This window comes from Nocardia pseudovaccinii, assembly GCF_050942345.1.
Taxonomy (GTDB): domain Bacteria; phylum Actinomycetota; class Actinomycetes; order Mycobacteriales; family Mycobacteriaceae; genus Nocardia; species Nocardia pseudovaccinii.
On the sequence record NZ_CP192074.1, the window covers coordinates 8566274 to 8589368 of the forward strand.

A 23095-nucleotide genomic window follows, 5' to 3' on the forward strand; every position below is an offset into this window, starting at 1 on the left:
TCAGCGATCCAGGGCGTCGTAGAGCGCGCGGATGTCGCGCAGCCCTGCCGCGGCCGTCGATTCGTCCTCGGCGATCATGCGCAGAGCGCGACGTAGCAAGGTCGGGTCCAGATCATCGATGGCGGGGCGGAATTCGAGCTTTGGGAGGTCGGGCAGTTGGATACGGTCGCCGTAGGGGTCGTCGGAAACTGTCGGGGTCGTATCGCGTTCGATGCCGACGATGAGGGTATCCAGGTCGAGGCCGCGCAGGGTGAGGATTTCACGAGGACGCTCATCCAGACGTTCGGCGAGCAGATAGCAGACCGCGGCCACATGCTTGCACGGCCAGCCGGGATCCGGACAGGTGCAGGAGAAGTCGAGATCGGCGGCCGTGGTCGGGAGCAGATGTTCGCCGAGGCTCGTCGGCAAAGCACCGGAGGCGATTTCGGCCAGTACACCCGGCGTGGTCCGGATGGTCTCGATGAGCAGTTCGAGTTCCTCGTCGCGCAGTGGCCGGATGGCGAATACCGAGGTGAACGGGCGCGGCTGACTCCCTTGGACTTCCGCGGTAACCGCACCGGGTTCGATCCGATAGCTGACGACCTGCCCGGCTCGGGCGTAGGTGCGGCCGCGGGCGAGTCGACCGGGTTCGGCCATTTGCTCGACCGCCTCGATCAGCGCCTTGCCCCACCAGGTTCGTCCGAATCCGCCACGGCGGCTGCGTGCTTCGACCCCGCCGCGCACCGGGCGGCGTTTGCCGTACTTGCTGTAATCCTCGAACGGACTCAATCGCCGACCGCCTCCGCGCCGAGGGCGAAGAGCCGGTGCAGTTCGTCGGTGCTCAATTCGGTGATCCAGTTCTCGCCCGCACCGATGGCCAGATCGGCGAGTTGGCGTTTGCCGCTGATCATTTCGTCGATCTTCTCCTCGATGGTGTCGACGCAGATCAGTTTGCGCACCTGCACATTGCGCTGCTGACCGATCCGGAAGGCGCGGTCGGTCGCTTGGTTCTCGACGGCCGGATTCCACCAACGATCCAGGTGCACAACATGGTTGGCCGCCGTGAGGTTCAGGCCGGTGCCACCGGCCTTGAGCGACAACAGCATCAGCGGTGGGCCGTCCGGTTCCTGGAAGCGCTCGACCATGGTGTCGCGGTGCTTCTTCGGCACGCCACCGTGCAGGAACGGAATCTTCGTACCGAAGCGCTCGATCAGATAGGGCGCGATGAGCTCGCCGAATTCGCGGAACTGGGTGAACAGCAATGCCTTCTCGCCATCTGCCAGTACCGCATCGAGGACATCCTCCACCAGGGCGAGCTTGCCGGAGCGGTGACTGCCGCGGTGCAGCACGCCGGAGCCGTCGCCGAGGAAATGCGCGGGATGGTTGCAGACCTGTTTGAGCCTGGTCAGCGCGCCGAGCACCGCGCCCTTGCGCGCCATACCCTTCGCATCCTTCAGTTTGGCCATCATGTCGTCGACGACCGCCTGGTACAGCGCCGCCTGCTCCACGGTCAGGTTGGCGCGCACCGTCATCTCCAGCTTCTCCGGCAGATCGCTGATGACGGCGGGATCGGTTTTCACCCGGCGCAGCACGAACGGCTGCGTGACGGTGCGCAGCCGGCTGATGGCGTTCTCGTCCCGATCGCGTTCGATCGGCACGGCGAACCGAGCACGGAAAGTCTGTGCGCTACCGAGCACCTTCGGCATTGTGAAGTCCAGAATCGAGCGCAATTCTTCGAGGCGGTTCTCCACCGGAGTTCCGGTGAGCGCCAACCGATGTCGGGCAGGTAGCGCCCGCGCCGCCTTCGCCTGTCTGGTCCCCGCGTTCTTGATGTGCTGCGCCTCGTCGAGCACCACGCGATCCCACTGCTGCCGCGCCAATTCGGCCGCGTCCCTCGCCAGGAGCGAATAGGTGGTGATCACCAGGTCCGCGTCCGCAACGGCTTCGTCCAGATCCGCGCCCGACTTGCGGCCGACACCGTGGTGCACCAAAATCCGCAGATCGGGGGCGAATCGCTCCGCCTCGCGCTGCCAGTTGCCGACGACCGACATCGGGCTCACGAGCAGGGTCGGCCCTGGCGCACCGTCGCCATCCGGTGACTCCTGCCCGCTAGCGCGCGCGTCGCGGTCGTCCCGGCGAAGCGCTGCACCCCGCTGCCTCACATCGCGCAGCGAAACGACCTGCGCGTCCTCGGACCGCGCAGTACCGGTGTGCCGTTGCGTCAGTTGGCGATCGACCTCGCGTTCATGTACCAAGAGCGCCAAGACCTGCACGGTCTTACCCAGGCCCATGTCGTCGGCCAGGATTCCGCCCACCCCGTAGCGACTCATGGTGGCAAGCCAGGCCAACCCACGCTCCTGATACGGCCGCAACTGCGCTTTCAAACCGACCGGCGCACTCACCGGAACCGCGTCGCGGGTCTGGTCCAAAAGGTCCGCGGCCCAACCGGTTGCGCTCACCTCGGTGATCGGAACCTTCTCGACATGGCCGGTGACGAGTTCGCCGACCAGATCGGCGAAGGTGATTTCGGTGTCGTCGAGATGGGCGGCGACATAGCGTGCGGCAGCGGCCAGCACCTTGTGGTCGGCCTGCACCCATTCGCCGCGCAGCTGCACCAGATCCGATTTCGAGCGGACCAGCCGTTCCATCTCGGCCTTGGTCAGCACGGTATCGCCGAGGGCGAGTTCCCAACGATAGGAGACGAGTCCGCGCATGCCGACCGTGCTCTCGGCGGCGGGTACGCCGCTCTCCACGCGCAGCCGCATGGTCGGGGCGCTGATATTCCAAGCGCGCGGCAGCAGCAGCCGCACACCCGCCGCCTGCAGCGCATGTCCACCGTGTTCGACCAGGTCCGCGACCACCTCGGTCGGCAGCAGCAGGTCCATCGACTGCGGATCGTTCGGCAGGTCGCGCAGGCGCGGATAGGCCCGCGTCGCCTCCCCCAGCTTCTCGATCGCGGTGCGGACCAGCACCGGATCACCCAGCAGCGGAACCGGATTCGGCGCTTCGCCATCGGCACGCAGACAGACCTGCAGTCGCCACAGCGCCACCACGTCATCGGCATCGGTACCGGCCTCGCCGAGCGCGATATCGCCCTCGGGCTCCAGCAGGCGCAGCACCAACTCGGGCTCGTCCCCGGTCAGACTCGCCCGCCAGCGTTCCAGCACCTCGGCCAGCTGATGGCTGCCGCCATCCAGGGCGACATCATCGATGAGCGCGGCCACCAGCGGATGCGCCGACGGCGGCGGATCCATCAACTCCCGGACGATCGGATCGGCGAGTTCGGTGATCATATCCTCGAGCAGCATCCCCGGCTTCCCCGCGACGCGCAGTGCGGGCGGCATGGCCACCGCCAACTCCGCCAGCCAGGCCCGCTGACGCTCGCCGCCGACCAACCGCCAGCGCACCCACCACTGCCCGTCGTCGCGGCGCAGCTCGGGCACCACCCGCCCGGCCCGCACCCACCGCTCGACACCGTGCGCCACGTGCGCGAGAAACCGCAGATCCCCCGAAACCGCGTCGACCGGCAGCCGCTGGCGCAGCGCGACCGCGGCCGCGGCCGGCACCATCGCATGCGCCCTGACCTGCTCGGTCGCCCCCTGCGACCCGCTGACGAGCACCTGCGCCCGATGCCGGAACTTCGACGCCGTCAGCACCCCGCCCAACGGTTCGGGTAGCGCGACCGGGGCCTCCTGCCAGAGCAGCAAGCCCGATCCCGGCGACCACAGACCGTGCAGCATCACCCCATCCAATCAGGCGGGTCCGACAGACGCCGCGGCCATCCTCGCCCGCTGCTCAGTCGAGTTCGTAATCGAACCAGATCTGGTGCACACCGTCGGTGTCGACGGTGAGACCACCGGTGCCGGTGATACCGGTCAGCCCACCGGTGCCGCTGGTCGGCACGATGGTGAAGAACTCGGCCGTGCGGTCGGTGCCGAGGGTGGTCGCCGAATGCGCGAAGTTGAAGCTGCCCGCGCGATCGTGCAGCGCGCCCTCGAACGATTCCATGGCGACATAAGTCCCCGCACCCGTCGCCTGGTCGAAGGCGGCGGTGAAGAGAGTCGCGGACCGTCCGGTGACCTCGCCCGCGAACTCCTTCTCGATCTGCGCGATGCCGACCGGCAGCGCGGTGGCGATGGCCGGATCCGGCACGACATCGGTTGGGGTGAAGGAGGCGACGGAGAAGGTGCCGATTGCTTTCATGCGGCGCAGCGTAACGGCAGGTACCGACAACTTTTCACGAGTCTTTGCGGTGGGCGAGGACCTTGCGCACGACAAGACCGACGACCAGTGCCCAGAAGGCCGCGCCGATGCCGAGGAACCCGACACCGGACGCGGCGATCAGGAAGGTGACAACGCCCGCCTCGCGGTGCTGTTCGGATTTCAGGGCACCGGCAAGGGCGGCCGCGAGAGTCGCCAGCAGGGCAAGGCCCGCAACGGTTTCCAGCGTGCCCTTGGGCGCGGTGGCGATCAGGGTGACCAGCGCCGCCGAGCCGAGGGCGAGAATCAGATAGGAGGCACCCGCGGTGCAGGCCGCGATCCAGCGACGCTTCGGATCCGGATGGGCGGCGGGCGCGGCCGAGAGCGCGGCACTGATCGCGGCCAGGTTGATGGCGTGCCCACCGGCCGGTGCGCCCAGAATCGTGCCGATACCGGTGACGGACATCGAAGCGCGCCAAGGGATTTGGTAATCGAAGGACTTCATCACGGCGGTGCCCGGAATGTTCTGCGAGGCCATGGTGACGATGTAGAGCGGAATGGCGATACCGATCATCGCCTGCCAACTCCAGTGCGGCACTGTCAGTTCGAGCGAGGGGCGCATCGCCGCGAGATCGAGATGCTTGTGCTGCACCGCGATACTGATCCCCGCCCCGATCGCCGCGGTCGCGAAGGCCGCGATCACCGCCCAGCGCTTGGCGAATCGCTGCAGCACCAGCCAGACCACGATCACCGGCACCACCACCGCCGGACTGGCCTGCACGGCCTTCACCGGCGCGAGACACAGCGGCAACAGCACACCGGCGAGCATGGCCTGCGCGATCTCCACCGGAATCGCGGCCACCAGATTGCCGAGCCGCTGCCACAGTCCGGTGATCACGATCAGCACACCGGTTATCGCGAACGCCCCGACCGCCGCGGCCCAGCCACCGGCGACCGAACCGGTGCCGGCGAGCAGTGCCGCACCCGGCGTCGACCAAGCCAGTGTGATCGGCAACCGATATCGATAACTGAGCAGCATCATCCCGATGGCCAGCGTGAGGCAGAGCGCGAGCAGTCCCGACGCCGCCTGTGCCGGGGTGGCCCCGACCGCCGTCAACCCGCTCAGCACCACCGCGAATGAGCTGGTGAATCCGACCAGCGCGGTGACGACACCGGCCCCGACCGGCTGCGCGAGCCGCGCCTCACGGTGGACCGGTGTCGGAGTGTCGGCGAGCGCCGGGGAAAGCCTGAACATTTCTGGAATCCTCCCCGGTCATCAGTCCAGTTGTCACAGCCAGTCCCCGGAAACTGGACTGAATTGCGTGGCATCCGGCTAGGGTGAATCGCCGAAACCGCATTCAATTCGAACGTGGACGTACCAACTTATTTGGCGTGTACATGGGTAACTCGCCGGGTACACCCAAAACTGATGTGGCACATGACGCAGGACCTGTACGCAGGCATAGCGGCTCTTACTAGTATGGCCTGAATATTCGGGGAGGCGGAACAGAGAGGCGGAACAGAGCTTGTTGAGCGCGGTGCTGATCTCGGCGGATGAGCTTCGGGAAGTATTGGCGGACAAGCGGGTTCGTCTACTCGATGTGCGGTGGGCGCTCGGTGATCCGGACGGCCCGCAGCACTATCTGGACGGACATATTCCCGGCGCGGTCTTCGTCGATCTCGAGACCGAACTGGCCGCACCGCCATCACCCGCGCGCGGGCGGCATCCGCTGCCCGATCCCGCGCAGCTCGAAAAATGCGCACGCAGCTGGGGTCTACGGACCGGCGATCCGGTGGTCGTCTACGACGCGACGGGCGGTATGGCCGCGGCGCGGGCCTGGTGGCTGCTGCGCTGGGCCGGAATCGCGGACGTGCGGATTCTCGACGGCGGACTGCCCGCGTGGACCGGTTCGGGCGGTGCGATCGCCTCCGGCGAGGAGGACGATCCCGAACTCGGTGACGTCGAGGTGAATCCGGGGCAGCTGCCGGTCATCAATGCCGATGCGGCCGCCAAGTGGTCCGGTGTACTGCTCGACGCGCGCGCGGGCGAACGCTACCGCGGCGAGGTGGAACCGGTCGATCCGCAGGCGGGCCACATTCCGGGCGCGATCAGCGCACCGACCGCGGAGAACCTCGACGCCGACGGACGGTTCCGGAGCGTGGACGTTTTGCAAGATCGCTTCGCCGCATTCGGGTCCGGGCCGGTCGCGGTCTATTGCGGCTCGGGGGTGACCGCCGCCCACCAGATCGCGGCACTCGCCGCCGCAGGCATCGAAGCGGCGCTGTATCCGGGCTCGTGGTCGCAATGGTCGAACGACCCGAAACGCCCGGTCGCCACCGGGACATAGCTCGCTACGGGCATGAGCGGGCAATGTCGTTCAGTGCGGCATTGTCCGCAGCGGTCACCGGTAGGTCGTACCGGACCGCGACCGTCAGGTATTTGCCCGCATAAAAACAACGGTTCGTGCGCGGCGTCCATTCGGACGGGGTGCTGTCACCCTTGGCCTGGTTGACACTCGCCGCGGTGGCCAGCAGATTCACGTCGATATCGTTGGCGAAACGCACCCGCCGCTCGAGCGGCCAGGACACCGCACCCATATCCCAGGCCGCGGCCAGCGGATAAACGTGGTCGATCTGGATATCGCCCGCATCGGCCTTGCTGAAAGCGATCCGCTTGCCGGTGTACGGATCGTCGAGTGTGCCCGCGGTGACCACGCAGTCGTGGGTATCCGGCCGGAAGCTCACCACGGTCAGCTGCGCGCTCAGTACGTTGTTGCGGGTATCGCAGCCGTCGTGACCGCCGGGGCCGTCGTAGTCATCGGTCCATGACGGTCCGAATGCGCACCGCTGACCTTCCTTGCAGCCGCGCTCATAACCGCCGGGATGTCCCCGGGCGGCAACGATTCGCACCGATGCCAACAACTGCCCGAGTTGAACCCGGGTCGGGCTGAGTTCCCCCTCCCCGCTGCCGGATGCGGGCGCGACCGGACCACCGCTCACCTCGGCGCATCCGGGCAGCGCGAACAGCGCCGCCCCGATCAGGGCAGGCAGCCATCGTCGGATGTCGGCACGCACGGTGCCAGATGTACCCGTATGGACCGACATTCGCAGAACACAGCTGGAAAAGCGCCTCGGAGCCGGTCAGGACCTACAGCCAGGCGCGAGCCAGCAGATCGTCATTGGCGACTTCACTGGACCGGGGTGGGAATCTGGTGGCCACAATGGACTCGGTGTGCGCGCCGTCGTGTCCGATCAGCCACGAACCACCGCGCTCCTCGCACTCGGCGATCTTCGCGAAGGTGGTGAGCAGGAACGTGACGGCGTCACGCGGGTCCAGGGTTCGGGCCAGCCGCTGTGATTCACCGGGCCGGGACAGGTCGAGCCAGACGCCGGACTGTCCGTCCAGTCGCATGCCGACGATCTTGTCGGCATTGACAAAGGTGAATTTGCGCCGTTCCCACGGCGTGGTCGGCGTGAAGCTCTGCTCGAGTACCTGGAGCAGAATCGTCATGCTTTGCCCTCCGCTTTCCGTTGACGCCCAACTGCGGTTCTCATGCGATGACCAGCGGATATACCAGTATGTTCCGAAAATGGTGCCAAGGGGTAGTAACTGGTTCATCTCGGCGAGTTCAGGGATTTTTCCGGCGACCGATTAGTTCGGCGACCGGGCCGCGTCTATATCCGCAAAGGCAACACGATCAGGGAGGACTCTCACATGAGCGAGCGCAGCGAGCGAAGAATCAACACAGCGCCCAGGGCGGTCATGACGGAGCCGAACGCCAGCGAGGCGCAGTCATGAATGCCCTGCCGCCCGTCGTCGATGCCGGCACCTGGCAGCGCCAACTCGATGAGCTGCGCGTCCGGGAGAAGGCAGCGACCCGAGAACTCGATGCGATCGCCGCCCAGCGGCGGCGCCTGCCGATGGTCGAAATGCCCGAATACACCCTCGAGGGCGAGGAGGGATCGGTCCGGCTGGCGGACATCTTCGACGGTAAGTCACAGCTGATCGTCTACAACCACATGTGGTTTCCTGGCGAGAAGTGGCAGTGCGGTGGTTGTACCGGGTTCACCTCGCAGTTCACCCGGTTGGAGTTCCTGGACAACTACGATGCCCGGTTCGTCATCGTCACCCAGGGGCCGATCGACGAGGCACTCGCGTACAAGCGGCGGGTCGGGAACAAAATGGCCTGGTATTCCACGGCGAACAGTCCATTCGGCACCGACGTCGGCGCACCGCCCGGCGGCGGATTCGCGGTCAACGTATTCCTGCGCGACGGCGACACGGTCTATCGCACCTGGCACACCAACGGCCGTGGCACCGAGCAGCTGAGTCACAGCTTCGCGCTGATCGACGTGCTGCCGTACGGGCGGCAGGAGCAGTGGCAGGACTCGCCCGAGGGGTGGCCGCAGTCGCCGACCTACAGCCGATGGAGCGGCTCCGAAGACATCGCCGCGCACTACGGCGACCCGGGGGCGTGACTACATCCGGCCCAATAGCGTGAGCGGATCCTCGAGCAATCCGGCGACGGTCGCGAGGAAGCGCGCTGCCAGCTCACCGTCGACCATCCGGTGGTCGAAACTGATGCCGATGGTGGTGACCCACCGGATGGCGAGTTCGTCGCGGAATACCCAGGGGCGCTTGCGAATCGAGCCGAGGCACAGGATCGCGGCCTCACCCGGATTGACCAGCGGAACACCGGCGTCGACCCCGAAGACGCCGACATTGGTGATGGTGAAGGTGCCGCCGCGCAGGTCGGTCGGGGTGGCGCTGCCCGAACGCGCCGTCTCGGCGAGCCAGCCGATCTCCCGGCACAGGTCGCGCAGGCTCAATGCCTGGGCTTCCTTGAGATTGGGCACCAACAGGCCGCGTTCGGTGGCGACCGCGATACCGAGATTCACATAGTGCTTGGTGACGATCTGCTGATTCGCCTCGTCCCAGAATGCGTTGATGCCGGGATATTCCGCGAGGGCGGCTAGGACGGATTTGGTGACCAGGGCCAATGGCGTCAGCGTCAGGCCCTCGAAGGATTTGGTGGTGCGCAGGTGGTCGAGCAGTTCCATCGATGCGGTGAAGTCGATGGTGACGAAGGTGCTGGCCTGTGGGATGGTGCGCGCGCTCGCCACCATTGCGGCCGCGGTGCGTTTGCGGATGCCGCTGATCGGCGTGCGTTCCTCGCGGGTCGCGGGGCGAATGATGCCCGCATTCGGATCGGTGACCGATGGCGTCGGCGGCGCGGCCGGGCCGTCGGCGCGGGTCGGCGCGGCGCGCGGCTGCGATACCGGGACCGCCCCGCGCACATCCTCGACCGTGACCGCACCGTCGGGGCCCGAACCCGCGACGTACCAGAGGTCGATGCCGAGTTCCTTGGCGAGTTTGCGCGCACCGGGTGTCGCCGCAGCCCTGGCCATTCCCGACTCGACCGGCTCAGCGGCCGAACCCTCCTGCGGCGCGGTCGGTTCCGCAACCCTGCTGCGTCGCCGGGACACCGTCTCATCATCGGGCCCGTATCCGACCAGCACCGACGTCCGCCCGTTCGCCCCCTCCTGCGCGACCGCCAGATCATTGCGCACCCGGATCAGCGGCGCCCCCACCGCGACCGTCTCGCCGGGCCGAGCGAGCAATTCGATCACCGTGCCCGAAAACGGCGACGGCAGCGAGACCACCGCCTTGGCCGTCTCCACGTCGGCGATCGTCTGATTCAGCTGCACGGTGTCGCCGACGCCCACCGACCACGACACCAACTCCGCATCGGCCAGTCCCTCGCCGAGATCGGGTAGCCGGAATTCCAGGATATTTCCCTGATCATCCTCGGGGGCACGATCTTCCACTGGGGCACCTCTCAGTGAGCGGTAGTCAGGCGGCGAGTGAGCGATCGACCGCGGCGAGGATGCGGTCCGGATCGGGCAGGTGGTGCTTTTCGAGCTTAGCCGGGGGGTAGGGGATGTCGAAGCCACCGACGCGCAGCACCGGCGCCTCCAGGTAGTAGAAGCAGCGCTCGGCGATCCGCGCGGCGATCTCGGCGCCGAGCCCGCCGAAGACCGGCGCTTCGTGCGTCACGATCAACCTGCCGGTCTTGGCCACCGAGGCCTCGATGGTGTCGAAATCGATCGGCGACAAGCTGCGCAGATCGATCACCTCGAGCGAATGCCCTTCCTCGGCAGCGATTTTCGCGGCGGTAATGGCCGAGGCGACGGTGCCGCCGTAGGCGAGGACGGTGGCATCGGTACCGCTGACGCAGACGCGGGCCCGGTCCAACGGCATGGCCTCGGCATCGAAATCGATCTCGGCCTTATCCCAGTAGCGCCGCTTGGGTTCGAAGAAGATCACCGGATCATCGAGCGCGATAGCCTGGCGGATCATGAAATACGCGTCGGCGGGATTGCTCGGCGTCACGACGCGCAGTCCCGCGGTGTGGGCGAAATACGCCTCCGGCGACTCGGAGTGATGCTCCACCGAACCGATTCCACCGCCGAACGGAATGCGAATCGTGATGGGCGCGATCACTTTTCCCTGCGTCCGGTAGTGGATCTTGGCGACGTGCGAAACGATCTGGTCGAAGGCCGGATAGACGAAGCCGTCGAATTGAATCTCGCAGACCGGGCGGTAGCCGCGCAGCGCCATGCCGAAAGCCGTTCCGACAATACCGGATTCGGCCAGCGGCGTATCGATGACGCGATTGTTTCCGAAATCCTTTTGCAGCGTATCGGTTACCCGGAACACCCCGCCGAGGCGGCCGATATCCTCGCCCATCAGAACGACTTTCGGATCGTCGTCCATGGCCCGCCGCAGCCCGGCATTGAGCGCTGCGGCGAAGGTCGTGATCATGTGGGGACTCCTTCCGGTCGCGCGGCACTGTCACCGGGATCGCCGGACAGATACTCCGCGTACTCGTTCCGCTCCTGGGTGATCAGCGGATGCGGGGTGGCATAGACGTGATCGAACAGTTGTGTCGGCGCCGGATCCGGCATATCGATGGTCGCGGTGCGCACCTGTTGCGCGACTTCGCCGGCGGTCGCATCGACATGGCGCTCGAATGCGTTGTCCCATAGAGACTCACGTTCCAGCAGCTTGCGCAGCCGCGCGATCGGATCGCGGCGCGCCCACTCCTCGGTCTCGGCGGCGGAGCGGTAGCGCGTCGGATCGTCCGCGGTGGTGTGGGGACCCATCCGGTAGGTGAGCGCCTCGATGAACGACGGTCCACCACCGGTGCGGGCGCGGACGGCGGCCTGCCTGGTGACCGCGAGGACGGCGAGCACATCATTGCCGTCGACCTGGAGGCCGGGAATTCCATACCCGTAGGCGCGCCGCGCGATCGGGGTCGCGCTCTGGATGCGGACCGGGGAACTGATCGCCCAGTGGTTGTTCTGACAAAAGAAGACGACCGGCGCGCCCCAACTCGCGGCGAAGCCCAATGCCTCGGCGAGATCACCCTGGCTCGACGCGCCGTCGCCGAAGTAGGCGATGGTCGCGATCTCCGCACCGTCGAGGTGGGCGGCATAGGCGTAACCGGTCGCATGCAGGCCCTGCGAGCCGACGATGATATTCGGGTTGGTCATATTGACCGCTTCGGGATCCCAGCAGGAGTGCGCGACCCCGCGCCACATCCGGGTGAGTTCGTTGGGATGGACGCCGCGGCAGTAGGCGACGGCGTGCTCGCGGTAGCTGCAGAAGACGTAGTCGTCGGGGCGCAACGCGTATGCCGAGCCGACCTGGGCGGCCTCCTGCCCGATCATCGGCGCCCACAGTCCGAGCTGGCCCTGGCGTTGCAGAGCGGTTGCCTCGGTGTCGATCCGGCGGGTCACGACCAGGTCCGTGTACATCGCGCGCAGCTGTGCGGGCCCGATATCGGCGATCAGGGCCGCGTGTTCCCGGTCGAATACGCGGCGGCCGTCGGGTTGCACCAACTGAACCGGATAGTCGGATTTGTTCGTCATTCGGGATCGCCTCCTGACCATGAGCGCAGGGCTGGTGTGCCCTATATCACATAGCATCCACGAGTAGGCGAAGTGCGCAAGTGATCAACACGCGAGTAAGCAGAATGCCCAATTCTTTCCCGCGAACTGATGTCATACTGCGTTGTATGACCAGTAGAGAACCCGCCGACGCGACCCTGGACGCCACCGACGCGCGACTGTTGCTCGAGCTGGTCGCCAACCCACGCGCGACCGGTGTCGAGCTGGCGACCCGGCTCGGGTTGTCCCGCAATACCGTGCAGGCGCGGTTGTCGCGCTGGGAGGCGAGCGGTGTGCTCGCCAGCTTCGAACGTCGAGTGCAACCGCACGCGCTGGGCTACCCGCTGGCGGCCTTCGTCGCCGTCGTCGTCGATCAGCACCGATTGGATTCGGTGGTCGCCGAACTCGCCCGGGTGCCGGAGGTGACCGAGGTGTGCGGCATGACCGGCCTGACCGATCTCACCGTGCGGGTGGTGGCGCGGGATGCGGACGATCTGTACCGGATCGCCGGGCAGATCTTGAAGATTCCCGGGGTGGAACGCACCAATATGGCATTGGTGATGCAGCAATTCGTCGGACCGCGCACGGCTCCACTGCTGGATCGCCTGGCCGGATCCGCCGATCGCTCGCTACGAGCCTGATCCGGCGGCATTGTCGGCGAGTTCTCGGTTTCCAAGACTCGCAAGACCTTCCGCACCGGGAGGTCCGACAGCGCGGGGTTCACGCCGCCGTGCCGGGAATCTGGAACGAAGTCACCAATGGAGTGCGGTTAGCTATGCCTTCGGCGCCCGGCAGGTTCAGTCGGTGACCAGGGCTGTTGCGGCGGTGCGGATTACTTCGGGGATTTCTACTGGTTTGCGCGTTTCGTTGTCTACGTAGACGTGGACGAAGGCGCCCGTCGCGGCCAGTTCCAGACCATCTTCGGATTCGCGGAAGATGGCCAGGTCGTAGGTGATGCTGGAGCGGCCGAGGCGGGAGATGCGCAGGCCTACCTGGAGTTGGTCCGGAAAGCTGAGCGAGCCGTGGTACTGGCAGGAGGTCTGGGCGACCACGCCGAGGGCGGGCAGTTCGCGGATATCCGTGCCGGTGGCATGCATGAGCCAGGCATTGACCGCAGTGTCGAAGTACGAGTAGTACGTCACGTTGTTCACGTGGCCGTAGTGGTCGTTATCGGCCCACCGGGTCGGCATCGGCCAGAGGACTGGATACTGCTGGGTCACCCGGCCGACGATAGCTCAGCCGGGGTGCCGCCCTGCCGGTGGTCGCGCGGACTCACACCGAAGTGACGTTTGAATGCCGTGCTCAGCGCGAACGCGCTGCCGTAGCCGACCTGGCGGGCAATGGATTCGATGGTGGCATCGGATTCCTGCAGCAGGTCGGCCGCCAGGGCCAGCCGCCATTCGGTGAGGAAAGCCATCGGCGGTTCACCGACCAGATCGGTGAACCGGCGGGCCAGCGCGGCGCGCGAGACCCCGACCGCCTCCGCCAAGCTGGCGACCGTCCAGCCGTGCGCCGGATTGTGCTGCAACAGCCGCAGCGCCTTGCCGACCAGCGGATCGCTGTACGCGTGATACCACGCGGGCGCGTCATTGCGGGCGAACCAGGCACGCAGGGCCGCGATCAGCACCATATCGAGCAGCCGGTCCAGGACGACACCCTGTGCGGGCTCGTCCTTGGTGGCTTCGTCGACCAGGATGTCGAGCAGCCGGGTGTCGAAATCGCCGCGCTGCAAGATGATTACCGGCGGCAGAGCACGCAACAGCCGCTGACTCGCCGCGCCCGCGGACTCATAGGTCCCCGTGACCATCATGGTGGCGCCGTCCGCATCGGTGCCCCACTGGCGCACACCGAGACTCAATGTCTCGCAAAGGATTTCACCATCGGCGGTCTTGGTGATATTGCCCGGATCGATGAAGATCTGCGGTGCGGTGGCCGGATCGTCGGCGACCGTATACGGATCGGGTCCGCGGAAGATCGCGATATCGCCCGCGCTCACTTGCCGTGGCTTACTGCCCGCCGCGTCGGTCATGATCCAGGCCGTGCCGCGGATCATCGACACCACCGTCAGCGGCGCCCGATCCTGGATGCGCAGCGACCAGGGCGGGTCGAGCAATGAACACATGACGAACGCACCTCGGGCGCGTGGACCTTCGAGCAGACTGGCGAGCGCATCCACATGACAAACAGTAGACGCTGACGCATGATCACGAGTCGCTGAACTATGTTTCGTCGCGCGCCGCGCCGATGTACTGGAAACATGACAAACAGCACCTCCCACCAGCGTCTCATGCTCGTCACCGGCGGTACGGGCAAGACCGGCAGCCGCGTCGCGACCCGGCTCCGGCAGGCCGGTCATCCGATCCGGATCGGTTCCCGCGCGGCCGAGATCCCCTTCGACTGGGCCGACCGCAGCACGTGGACACCGGCACTGTTCGGCGTGGACGCGGTGTACGTCGCCTTCCAGCCGGATCTGGCGGTACCGGGTGCGCCCGAGACCATCCGCGCATTCACCAATGCGGCCAAGGTCAACGGTGTGCGCAAACTCGTGCTGCTCTCCGGTCGCGGCGAACCGGAGGCCGTGGCGTGTGAGCAGATCGTGCAGGGTTCGGGGCTCGACTGGACCATCGTGCGCTGCAGTTTCTTCGCACAGAACTTCAGCGAAGGCGCATTCCTGGAGTACGTGCTTGCGGGTGAGGTGGCACTGCCGAATGGCGATGTGCCGGAACCGTTCGTGCATGCCGACGATATCGCCGATGCCGCGGCCGCCGCGTTGACCGAGGACGGGCACAGCGGCGAACTCTACGAACTGACCGGACCCAGGTCGTTGACGTTCGCCGAAGCCGTCGCGGAGATCGCCGCGGCGACCGGACGCGAAGTCGCCTTCATTCCGATCTCCCGCACGGATTTCGTTGCGGCACTGACCGAGTACCAGGTTCCCGCCGACGTCGTCAGCCTGCTCGACTACCTTTTCGGCACGATCCTGGACGGCCGGAACTCCAAGACCGCGGACGGCGTCCAGCGTGCGCTCGGCCGGGAACCGAAAGATTTCCGGGATTACGCCGACGAGACTGCGGCCGCCGGAATTTGGAACATCTCCGGCGAGTAGGTGGTTGTAGGAAATGAGACCGCCGCACGGACACCCGATCTCAATGGCGAGATCCGCGGAGCCGGGCCATCGGACGACGATGTCCCGGACCGGCTCCCCGTGCGGCCGCGAGATCGCGGTCGACGCGGTACCGTCGAATCGGTGGCGACCACGACGATCGATCCGCAGATACGGATAGCACGCGCCGCGGTATTCGTGGTGTTCGCGTTGAACGGCTTCCTACTGGCCATGTGGGTAGTGCACATCCCGGCCATTACCGACCGGACCGGTATCGCGCATTCCACGCTCGGCATGTTCATTCTCATGCTGGCCGGTGCGGGCATTGTCGGCATGCGCATCGCGGGCCCGCTCGCCGACCGATTCGGCAGCCGGACCGTGGTCGCGGCCGCCGCGGCGATCGTCTCGATATCGGTGCTCGGCCCTGGATTGGCGACCGGACCGGTCAGCCTGGCGATTGCGTTGGCCTGCTTCGGTTTCGGCAACGGTGCGCTCGACGTTTCGATGAATACCCAAGCGGTGCACGTCGAGCGGGCTTATGGCCGACCGATCATGTCGGCGTTCCACGCCTTGTTCTCCGGTGGCGGATTCCTCGGCTCGCTGCTGGGTGCGGCGGCTCAGGGCGCGGGATGGGATGTGCGCCTGAGCTTGTCGCTCGCGGCGGTGGCGGGGTTGGCGATTACCGCCGCGCTCGTGCCACGCCTGCTGGTCGACACCGGATCGGCGACACGAGAAGCGAATTCGGATACGCCCATGGAAAGTGGCCCACACGACCACATTCCGGAAAGCACGGACCGCGATCGTGAGTCCGAAGCGACACCGCATGATGGCGCAACAGCCCAGTCGACAACCGCACCGAACCGCTCCCGAAAGGTTTGGGCGCTGGCCGCAATCGCCTTCGCCCTACTCCTCACCGAGGGCGTCGCCGCCGACTGGAGCGCACTGCAGGTCCGCGACCACCTCGATGTCGACGATGCCACCGCCGCACTGGCGTTCGGCGCATTCTCCTGCACCATGACCGCGGGCCGATTCACCGCCGACCGCTTCGCGGGCGCCTTCGGCCGCGTCGCCGTCGTCCGGTACGGCACCTTGATCGCCGCATTCGGATTGGTCCTGATCATGGCCTCGGGCTGGTTGCCGCTGACGCTGCTCGGCTGGGCGATGTGCGGCCTCGGCCTGTCCGGCGGAATACCGCAAATCTTCACCGCCGCAGGAAATCTCGGCTCGACTACGGCGGCTACCGATATGTCGCGGGTATTCAGCCTCGGTTACCTCGGCCTGCTCGCGGGCCCCTCCATTATCGGCTGGCTGACCGCCCTGGTCCCACTCACCACCGCGATGGCCGTTCCGCTCATCGCGGTCCTGCTCTGCTGTGGCTACGCGGGTGCGGTTGCCCCGCAACGGACTACCGGATAGCAGCTGATTCCCGGGCAAGCGTGGCGAGTTCACGCCATTGCGGCAGCGGTAGCTCCGTCGGATCGGCGGTGAGCACGTGTAGACACACGTGATCGGCCCCGGCATCCAAGTGCTGCCGAACGCGATCGCCGATCACCTCGATATCCCCATACGCCGCAACCGAATCCACCAGCCGTGAGCTGGGACCACCGAGGATATCTTCGTCGCCGAAACCGAAGCGTCGCATATTCGCCGACTGATGCGGCGCGGATTCCAGATAGCCCGCGATATGCGCCCTGGCGACCTCACGAGCGCGCGCCCGATCGGCATCGAGGACAACGACCTGCTCGACACACAGAAATGCCTGCGGCCCCATGATCCGCCGCGCCTCGGCGGTGTGCTCGACCGGTGCGTGATAGGGATGCGCACCCCAGGTCCGCTCGGCGGCCAATGCCAACATCTTGGGGCCCAGCGCGGCTAGCACCCGCCGTGGCGCCGGGTCCGGCCGCGGCCCCTGCTGCGGAACGGCATCCATCGCATCGAGATAGCCGCGCATCAGCGCCAGCGGTTTGCCGCCGGACGGAACCGTGTAGCCACCGGCCTCGATGGGGCGACCACCAACTCGCTGACCGCCGAGTCCGAGCAGATAGCGACCAGGGAACGCCTCGCCGAGTGCGCGTTCGGCGGTGGCCATGGCCATCGGATCCCGCAGTGCCACATTGGCAATGCCCGCGGCGACTACCACTCGCTCGGTAGCCCCGAGCAATAGCCACGCCTGCCCGACCGTATCGCGTCCGAACGCTTCGCCGAACCACAGTGCGCCGTAACCCAATTCCTCGATCTCGGCGGCGGCCTCGCGCACCCGCCCGACCGGTTGTCCGTCGAATGCGAAGGTCCAGATGCCGACGCCGCCGAGTTCGTGCTCCATCATCATCGCGCTCCCAACGCTAAAACGGAGAGGTTCTCCGCTTCCCTGGGCGGTACGATAGCGGAGAACTTCTCCGGTTAACAAGGGGTGCGCATGCGGGTCGACGCTCAACGGAACTACGAACGCGTACTCGAGGCGGCTGCAGCGGCATTCGCGCAGGAAGGTCCGGAGGCCTCGCTGAATGACATCGCCCGCCGGGCGGGCGTCGGCCCCGGCACTCTCTACCGACACTTCCCCAACCGGCAGGCGCTGCAGGCCGCCGTGCTGAGCGAGCGGATCGAAATGCTTTGCGGCCGAGCCGAAGAATTGCAGTCCCGCGAGCCGACCGAGGCACTCACCGCATGGCTGCGCGCCCTACTCGTGCACGCCCAGACCGATCACGGCCTCGGCGGCGCCGTCCTGGCCGGACCGGTAGACCTGGGGTTCGACTGCCGGCAGGCGGTCCATCAGGCGGGCGCTGCTCTGCTCACCAGGGCACAGCAGAGTGGCGGCATCCGTGCGGATGTCGGCATCGACGATGTGATCCAACTGGTTGCCGGGATAGCGCTGGGAGCACGTCACAGCACCGATCCGAATCAACCGGATCGACTGCTCCGGCTCGTCACGGATGCCCTGCGTAGTCCGGGCGAACAGCGTCGGAATCGGTAAGTTCGAGAGATGTTCGACAACAACAGGCTCGAGCGCCGGATCGATAACCTCGAGCGCAAGCTCGACATGATCATCAAGCACCTCGGTCTGCCCAGCCCGGACCCGGCGACACCCTATGACGAAATCGACGAACTCATTCGGCAGGGCAAGAAGATCCACGCGATCAAGCTCTATCGCGACCTGACGGGCAGAAGTCTGAGGGATGCCAAGGACGCGGTCGAAGCGCGCGAACGGCACCTGCAATGACGAAAGCCCGCTTCCATTCGCGGAAGCGGGCTTTCATGCAGAGGTGCTTACAGTGCTTTCAGTTCCTCGGTGACCGCACCGACCGATTTCTTCGCGTCGCCGAAGAGCATCGAGGTGTGGTCGGCGTAGAACAGGGGGTTGTCGATACCGGCGAAACCGGAGTTCATGGAACGCTTGAGCACGATCACGCTCTTGGCCTGGTCGACATTCAACACCGGCATGCCGTAGATCGGGGACGAGGCGTCCTCACGCGCGGCGGGGTTGGTGACGTCGTTCGCGCCGATCACCAAAGCCACATCGGTGCGCGAGAATTCACCGTTGATGTCGTCCATTTCCTTGAGCGCGTCGTAGGACACTTCAGCCTCGGCGAGTAGCACGTTCATGTGCCCGGGCATGCGACCGGCGACGGGGTGGATGGCGTATTTGACCTCCACACCCTTGGCCTCCAGCAACGACGCCATCTCCTTGACCGCATGCTGGGCTTGGGCGACGGCCATACCGTAGCCGGGGACCACGATCACCTGGTTGGCATATGCCATCTGGATCGCGGCATCCGCCGCGGAGGTGGCCTTGGCCTGCTTCTGCTCCCCACCGGACCCACTCGGTGCGGTGCCGCCGCCACCGAATCCACCCGCGACGATCGCGGGGATGGAACGGTTCATGGCCTTGGCCATCAGGTTGGTGAGGATGGTGCCGGACGCGCCGACGATCATGCCCGCCACGATCATCGCGGTGTTGTTCAGCGCCAAACCCGCCGCGGCGGCACTCAATCCCGTGAGGGCGTTGAGCAGCGAGATGACCACCGGCATGTCCGCGCCACCGATGGGCAGCACCACCATCAGGCCGAGCACACCGGCGAGCACGAGCACCGCGATCATCCAGTACTGGGGCACACCGTCTTTGGTAGCGCCGATACCGATCACCACGGCGGCGGCGATCGCGCCGAGCAGCAACAGCAGGTTCAGCGGCTGCTGGAGCTTGCCGACCCCGATCGGACGTCCGGGTAGGATTTCCTGCAGTTTGCCGAACGCGATCAGCGAGCCCCAGAACGACACCGAACCGATGATCGCCGCGAACAAGGATCCGATCACGATATGGATCGTGGGTTCTTCATCGAAGTGCGAGAACCCCTGGGAATTGATGAATTCCGACCACGCGATCAACGCGACGGTGCCACCACCGACACCGTTGAACGCGGCCACCAACTGCGGCATCGCGGTCATCTTCGTGTACTTCGCGGGCGGCACACCCAGCACAACACCGACCACGAGTCCGGCGACGATGAGGATCCAGTTGGAGGTGTGGCGGATCGAAATCAAGGTGGCCACCACAGCGATGACCATGCCCGCCGCGGCGATCAGGTTGCCGCGCACCGCGGTCTTCGGGCCGGTCAAACCCATCAGACCGTAGATGAACATGCCGAAGGCGATGATGTAGAGCCCGTTGACCAGATAGGTCACATTGTCGAAGGTATGCATCACTGATCCACCTTCACCGGTGCGGCCTTCTTACCCTTGAACATTCCCAGCATCCGGTCAGTGACGACGAAACCACCGATAACGTTCAGGGTTCCGAACACGACCGCGACGAACAGAATGATCTGGGTCAGGATCGAAGGATCCTGCACGTTCCCGAGGGTGACCAACGCACCCAGCACGACGATGCCGTGAATAGCGTTGGTACCCGACATCAACGGCGTGTGCAGGGTATTGGGCACCTTGGAGATGACCGCGAACCCGACGAACCCGGACAACACCAGGATCGCGATATTCGCCAACAGTTCGGTGTACATCAGTTCTTCACCTTCGCCTCGGTCATCTCCGTCGCCTCGCCAGACTCCGCCACATGAGCGGGCTCCGCAGTCTCAGTCGACTCCACCGCCTCGGTCGCGCCAGCCGAGGCCGCAGCGTCCGATTCGGTCGAATCACGGGTGACGCATGAATCGGCGAGCACCTGATCGGAGAAGTCCGGCGCGAGCTTTCCGTCGACCAGCATCAACTCGAGTAATGCCGCGATGTTTTTCGAGTACAACTCCGAGGCATGCTCGGGCATCGTCGCGGGCAGGTTCAACGGCGAAGCGATCGTCACCTCGTGCTTGACCACGACCTCACCCGGCTCGGTCAACTCGCAGTTGCCGCCGGTCTCACCGGCCAGATCCACGATCACACTGCCCGGCTTCATACCCTCCACCGCTGCCGCGGTGACCAAGCGCGGCGCGGGACGCCCGGGCACGAGCGCGGTGGTGATCACCACGTCGAAGCCCTTGATCGCATCCTCGAGCGCCTGCTGCTGCTTCGCCTTTTCCTCATCGGTGAGCTCACGGGCATAACCACCCTCACCGGCCGCATCGATCCCCAGATCCAGCCACTGCGCACCCACCGACCGCACCTGATCGGCGACCTCGGGGCGCACGTCGTAGCCGGTGGTCCGGCCACCCAGACGCTTCGCCGTCGCCAGCGCCTGCAGACCCGCGACACCCACACCGAGCACCAGCACCGTCGCGGGCTTCACAGTGCCCGCCGCGGTGGTCAGCATCGGGAAGAACCGCGTCGATTCCGACGCCGCCAGCAGCACAGCCTTGTACCCGGAGACATTGGCCTGCGAGGACAGCGCGTCCATCACCTGGGCCCGCGAAATACGCGGAATCGCCTCCACGGCGAAGGCCTGCACCCCGGCCGATTTCAGCGCGGGAATCTGGTTGTCGGCATTGCGCGGGGCGAGGAACCCGATCAGGGTCTGCCCGCTGTGCAGCTTCGCCACCTCGGTGTCACTGGGCGCAGCGACCTTCACGACCACATCGGCCGACCACGGATCACCGATGGTCGCGCCCGCATCCACATAGGCCGCGTCCGGAATGAGCGCACCGACCCCGGCGCCCGCCTCGACCACCACCTCCACGCCCTGCTTCAGCAGGCTCGGGATGATCTTGGGCACCAATGCGACACGCCGCTCGCCCGCGTTTGACTCGCGAACGACTCCGACACGCGCTCCGCGCGGCGACTGGTCGCCTACGCTCTGCGTTGTCTCCACTTGTCAGACTTCCTTCTCTGGCTGAGCTTCAAGCAACCGGTCGACGGCCGGACGATGTTACTTTGGAGTAAGTTCGTCCAAATCCTCGCAACTGTACCCGGCTCGCTGATCTTTTCGAGCGACCTGCCAAGCAATCGCTAGCGGCGAGCGTAGCTGAGATGGCGGTCACAAGTTGCGGCCGGATTCCGCCGTTATGTCGGATTCGCGACCAACATAAAGGTTCGAATCCTGGTCGCTGCGGCGCAATACCTTCCCATAGTGACGTGCGTCATGCCGAGTATGTTCCCGGTGAGCGGTACGCCGTATGGTCGGCGGTGTGAACGACTGCGTCTTCTGCCGCATCGCGGCGGGGCAGGCCCCGGCGACCAAGGTCTACGAGGACGACACGCTGTGCGCGTTCCTGGACATTCGCCCGATCGCCCGCGGCCACACCCTGATCATCCCGAAGCGACACGCATCCGAATTGGTGGATCTGGACCCCGAATCGGGAGCGCACATTTTCCGTGCCGGACACCGGCTCGCGCTGGCGATCAGGCGCAGCGACCTGGCCGCGGACGGCGCGAATCTCGTGCTCAATGACGGCACCGCGGCCTTCCAGACCGTCGCGCACGTCCACCTGCACGTGATACCGCGCCGGCACGGCGACAAACTGAGCTTCGCCGCAGGACTGCTGCTGCGGCGACCGCACGATCTCGAGTCCACCGCGGCCGCCATCCGCGCCGGAATATCGGCATTGGCACACGAAGACGAGACCAGCGCCGAGGAGCGAGAATGACCGACCCGACCCAGGACCGGAACGAGCTGACCGGCCTGCTGTCCGAGCAATGGGAGACGATCGCGACGCTCGTCGCCGATCTCGACGAAGAGCGTTGGCGCACACCGTCTCCGCTGCCGGGTTGGTCGCTGTTCGATGTGGTGGCCCACGTTGTCGGGACGGAATCCTGGTTGCTCGGTGAACGCCCGCCCGCGCACGATCCGATCCGGCCCAAAACCGATGTGACCACGCTGCCACATGTGCGCAACGAGACCGGTGTGCTCAACGAGATCTGGGTCGACCGATTGCGGCCGCTGTCGGGTAGGCGACTGCTCGAGCTGTACCGCGAGGTCACCGACCGCAGGCGCGCGGCGCTCGCATCCTTCGGTGATGCGGAATGGCAGGCCGAGACCGTATCGCCGATCGGCAAGGTCAGCTATAGCCGGTTCATGCGGGTGCGGCTGTTCGACTGCTGGATGCACGAACTCGATATCGCCGACGCGCTCGGCGTATCCGTCGACGAGGGCGGACCGCGGGCCGAGCGGGCCTTCGGCGAACTCACCGCCACCATCGGGCGGGCGGTGGCGAAGGGTGCGCAGGCTCCGGACGGATCGCGCATCACCTTCGAACTGACCGGCCCGTTGCCGCAGACGCTGCACGTCGCGGTGGACGGCCGCGCCAATATTGTCGATGAACTGGACGCGCCAGCCACCGTGGTGGTTCGGATGGGCTCCGGCCTGTTCGCCCGGCTGCGTGGCGGACGCACCACGGTGGATGCGCACGAAGGCGAGTTCCGCATTTCCGGCGATGCGGAACTCGGCAACCGACTGGTGCGCAGCCTGGCCTTCACTATCTGAGC

Annotated in this window: 24 protein-coding genes; 9 read left to right on the forward strand and 15 right to left on the reverse strand. The window is 66.1% G+C overall.

Going from position 1 to position 23095, the window contains the following annotated elements; translation table 11 throughout:
- Genes ACQPZ2_RS38690 through ACQPZ2_RS38705 form a run of 4 tightly spaced genes read right to left on the reverse strand, consistent with a single transcriptional unit; the run spans nt 1 to nt 5434 of the window.
- The gene (locus ACQPZ2_RS38690; protein ID WP_433522921.1) at nt 1-768 is read right to left on the reverse strand and encodes an SWIM zinc finger family protein; all 768 of its coding nucleotides are present in this window, start codon (nt 766-768) and stop codon (nt 1-3) included.
- A complete protein-coding gene (locus ACQPZ2_RS38695; RefSeq protein ID WP_433522922.1) occupies nt 765-3719 on the reverse strand; it encodes a DEAD/DEAH box helicase in 2955 nt (984 codons plus the stop codon). Before ACQPZ2_RS38695 ends, ACQPZ2_RS38690 begins: the two co-directional genes overlap by 4 nt.
- Nucleotides 3720-3774: 55 nt before the next feature.
- Nucleotides 3775-4182 carry a DUF3224 domain-containing protein gene (locus ACQPZ2_RS38700; protein ID WP_433522923.1) on the reverse strand — a complete coding sequence of 136 codons (408 nt, stop codon included), beginning with the start codon at nt 4180-4182 and terminating at the stop codon, nt 3775-3777.
- 34 nt (nt 4183-4216) lie between these two features.
- Nucleotides 4217-5434, reverse strand: coding sequence for a benzoate/H(+) symporter BenE family transporter (locus tag ACQPZ2_RS38705; protein ID WP_433522924.1), 1218 nt, complete (start codon nt 5432-5434; stop codon nt 4217-4219).
- Between the two features lie 274 nt (nt 5435-5708).
- Here ACQPZ2_RS38705 and ACQPZ2_RS38710 point away from each other — a divergent pair, with 274 nt between their 5' ends.
- Nucleotides 5709-6527, forward strand: a complete 819-nt coding sequence (locus ACQPZ2_RS38710) for a sulfurtransferase (protein ID WP_433527637.1) — start codon at nt 5709-5711, stop codon at nt 6525-6527.
- 4 nt (nt 6528-6531) lie between these two features.
- Here ACQPZ2_RS38710 and ACQPZ2_RS38715 read toward each other — a convergent pair whose 3' ends face one another.
- Both ACQPZ2_RS38715 and ACQPZ2_RS38720 read right to left on the reverse strand, forming a co-directional pair.
- Nucleotides 6532-7254, reverse strand: a complete 723-nt coding sequence (locus tag ACQPZ2_RS38715; protein WP_433522925.1) for an HNH endonuclease family protein — start codon at nt 7252-7254, stop codon at nt 6532-6534.
- Between the two features lie 73 nt (nt 7255-7327).
- Nucleotides 7328-7690, reverse strand: a complete 363-nt coding sequence (locus tag ACQPZ2_RS38720; protein WP_040687025.1) for a hypothetical protein — start codon at nt 7688-7690, stop codon at nt 7328-7330.
- 284 nt (nt 7691-7974) lie between these two features.
- Between ACQPZ2_RS38720 and ACQPZ2_RS38725 the strand changes: the two genes are divergently transcribed.
- Nucleotides 7975-8658: a DUF899 domain-containing protein gene (locus ACQPZ2_RS38725; RefSeq protein ID WP_433522926.1), complete on the forward strand. Its 684-nt coding sequence runs from the start codon at nt 7975-7977 to the stop codon at nt 8656-8658.
- On the opposite strand, the gene ACQPZ2_RS38730 is transcribed toward ACQPZ2_RS38725, so the two are convergent.
- From ACQPZ2_RS38730 to pdhA, 3 genes are read right to left on the reverse strand one after another with little or no spacing between them, the layout of a single operon-like run.
- Complete coding sequence (locus ACQPZ2_RS38730; RefSeq protein ID WP_433522927.1) at nt 8659-10008, reverse strand: dihydrolipoamide acetyltransferase family protein; 1350 nt, start codon at nt 10006-10008, stop codon at nt 8659-8661.
- 25 nt (nt 10009-10033) lie between these two features.
- Nucleotides 10034-11005 (reverse strand): alpha-ketoacid dehydrogenase subunit beta, encoded by a 972-nt coding sequence (locus ACQPZ2_RS38735; protein WP_433522928.1) that lies wholly within the window; start codon nt 11003-11005, stop codon nt 10034-10036.
- Nucleotides 11002-12114, reverse strand: a complete 1113-nt coding sequence (pdhA, locus tag ACQPZ2_RS38740) for a pyruvate dehydrogenase (acetyl-transferring) E1 component subunit alpha (protein WP_433522929.1) — start codon at nt 12112-12114, stop codon at nt 11002-11004. The genes ACQPZ2_RS38735 and pdhA overlap by 4 nt, the downstream gene beginning before the upstream one ends.
- A gap of 146 nt (nt 12115-12260) precedes the next feature.
- Here pdhA and ACQPZ2_RS38745 point away from each other — a divergent pair, with 146 nt between their 5' ends.
- Nucleotides 12261-12773, forward strand: coding sequence for an Lrp/AsnC family transcriptional regulator (locus tag ACQPZ2_RS38745; RefSeq protein ID WP_433522930.1), 513 nt, complete (start codon nt 12261-12263; stop codon nt 12771-12773).
- A gap of 156 nt (nt 12774-12929) precedes the next feature.
- On the opposite strand, the gene ACQPZ2_RS38750 is transcribed toward ACQPZ2_RS38745, so the two are convergent.
- Nucleotides 12930-13322: an acyl-CoA thioesterase gene (locus ACQPZ2_RS38750; protein WP_063046742.1), complete on the reverse strand. Its 393-nt coding sequence runs from the start codon at nt 13320-13322 to the stop codon at nt 12930-12932.
- A 26-nt stretch (nt 13323-13348) separates the two neighbouring features.
- On the reverse strand, nt 13349-14308 hold the full coding sequence (locus ACQPZ2_RS38755) for an AraC family transcriptional regulator (RefSeq protein ID WP_433522931.1): 960 nt from the start codon (nt 14306-14308) through the stop codon (nt 13349-13351).
- Nucleotides 14309-14389: 81 nt separating this feature from the next.
- Between ACQPZ2_RS38755 and ACQPZ2_RS38760 the strand changes: the two genes are divergently transcribed.
- Together ACQPZ2_RS38760 and ACQPZ2_RS38765 are read left to right on the forward strand one after the other, a co-directional pair.
- Nucleotides 14390-15238 (forward strand): SDR family oxidoreductase, encoded by an 849-nt coding sequence (locus ACQPZ2_RS38760; RefSeq protein WP_433522932.1) that lies wholly within the window; start codon nt 14390-14392, stop codon nt 15236-15238.
- Between the two features lie 141 nt (nt 15239-15379).
- Complete coding sequence (locus ACQPZ2_RS38765) at nt 15380-16651, forward strand: MFS transporter (RefSeq protein ID WP_433522933.1); 1272 nt, start codon at nt 15380-15382, stop codon at nt 16649-16651.
- Here the strand turns inward: ACQPZ2_RS38765 and ACQPZ2_RS38770 are convergent.
- On the reverse strand, nt 16641-17564 hold the full coding sequence (locus tag ACQPZ2_RS38770; RefSeq protein ID WP_433522934.1) for a TIGR03620 family F420-dependent LLM class oxidoreductase: 924 nt from the start codon (nt 17562-17564) through the stop codon (nt 16641-16643). The genes ACQPZ2_RS38765 and ACQPZ2_RS38770 overlap by 11 nt on opposite strands.
- An 87-nt stretch (nt 17565-17651) precedes the next feature.
- Between ACQPZ2_RS38770 and ACQPZ2_RS38775 the strand changes: the two genes are divergently transcribed.
- Nucleotides 17652-18206 (forward strand): TetR/AcrR family transcriptional regulator, encoded by a 555-nt coding sequence (locus tag ACQPZ2_RS38775; RefSeq protein ID WP_433522935.1) that lies wholly within the window; start codon nt 17652-17654, stop codon nt 18204-18206.
- Nucleotides 18207-18215: 9 nt separating this feature from the next.
- Nucleotides 18216-18452, forward strand: a complete 237-nt coding sequence (locus ACQPZ2_RS38780) for a hypothetical protein (RefSeq protein ID WP_433522936.1) — start codon at nt 18216-18218, stop codon at nt 18450-18452.
- Nucleotides 18453-18499: 47 nt separating this feature from the next.
- Here ACQPZ2_RS38780 and ACQPZ2_RS38785 read toward each other — a convergent pair whose 3' ends face one another.
- Genes ACQPZ2_RS38785 through ACQPZ2_RS38795 form a run of 3 tightly spaced genes read right to left on the reverse strand, consistent with a single transcriptional unit; the run spans nt 18500 to nt 21482 of the window.
- The gene (locus ACQPZ2_RS38785) at nt 18500-19930 is read right to left on the reverse strand and encodes an NAD(P)(+) transhydrogenase (Re/Si-specific) subunit beta (RefSeq protein ID WP_433522937.1); all 1431 of its coding nucleotides are present in this window, start codon (nt 19928-19930) and stop codon (nt 18500-18502) included.
- On the reverse strand, nt 19930-20244 hold the full coding sequence (locus tag ACQPZ2_RS38790; protein WP_433522938.1) for an NAD(P) transhydrogenase subunit alpha: 315 nt from the start codon (nt 20242-20244) through the stop codon (nt 19930-19932). The genes ACQPZ2_RS38785 and ACQPZ2_RS38790 overlap by 1 nt, the downstream gene beginning before the upstream one ends.
- Nucleotides 20244-21482: a Re/Si-specific NAD(P)(+) transhydrogenase subunit alpha gene (locus ACQPZ2_RS38795; protein ID WP_433522939.1), complete on the reverse strand. Its 1239-nt coding sequence runs from the start codon at nt 21480-21482 to the stop codon at nt 20244-20246. Before ACQPZ2_RS38795 ends, ACQPZ2_RS38790 begins: the two co-directional genes overlap by 1 nt.
- A gap of 304 nt (nt 21483-21786) precedes the next feature.
- On the opposite strand from ACQPZ2_RS38795, the gene ACQPZ2_RS38800 reads away from it, so the two are divergent.
- Together ACQPZ2_RS38800 and ACQPZ2_RS38805 are read left to right on the forward strand one after the other, a co-directional pair.
- The gene (locus tag ACQPZ2_RS38800) at nt 21787-22257 is read left to right on the forward strand and encodes an HIT family protein (protein ID WP_433522940.1); all 471 of its coding nucleotides are present in this window, start codon (nt 21787-21789) and stop codon (nt 22255-22257) included.
- A complete protein-coding gene (locus tag ACQPZ2_RS38805) occupies nt 22254-23093 on the forward strand; it encodes a maleylpyruvate isomerase family mycothiol-dependent enzyme (protein ID WP_433522941.1) in 840 nt (279 codons plus the stop codon). The genes ACQPZ2_RS38800 and ACQPZ2_RS38805 overlap by 4 nt, the downstream gene beginning before the upstream one ends.
- Nucleotides 23094-23095: the final 2 nt, after the last annotated feature.